Consider the following 502-nt stretch of genomic DNA (forward strand, 5'->3'; position numbering starts at 1 on the left):
GCTGCCGAGCCGGATCGTCCGAAACAGGAAGACCCGGCAAGCAATCGTGAAGCCGAACAGGATAAAGCGGGGGATGCGAACTCAGCGAAATCTGATCAGCAGGAGCCCCAGGGTGTCGATACACAGGACGCCGTGACCGACGGTTCAAGCGAGGTCGAGCTTCCTCTCGCCGCAGCGGCGCCGCAGCCCAGGCCCGCAAGGGGGCCGAAGCCGGCAAGCGCCGGCACCAGAAGGTCAAGTTCCGCGGATGTGGCGGTCGCCGCGTCGCAAGGATATTCCAGCCTTCCGGGCGTCAGGCGGCTCTATTCACAAGGCGCGACCGGCGATCCGTTCGCCGGGGCCTCGATGGACGGCGTGCCGCGTGATCAACGAGCGGGCAAACTTTGCGCAAGCGCTTTGCAGCAACGGCTTCTCGATGAAGGTTACTTCGCCGGATTGCTTCCATACCGCCTGCTCAAGTCGGGCAATGTCCTGGACGTTCCGGACGCCACCTTTCGCACGC

Annotated in this window: 1 protein-coding gene; it reads left to right on the forward strand. The window is 64.3% G+C overall.

All coding sequences use genetic code 11. From position 1 onward, the window contains the following. Positions 1–502 (forward strand): hypothetical protein (locus G3A47_RS23595; protein ID WP_208328472.1); only part of this gene is annotated, 502 nt, incomplete at both ends.

The organism is Flavobacterium poyangense (assembly GCF_011751075.1).
Taxonomy (GTDB): Bacteria; Bacteroidota; Bacteroidia; order Flavobacteriales; family Flavobacteriaceae; genus Flavobacterium; species Flavobacterium poyangense.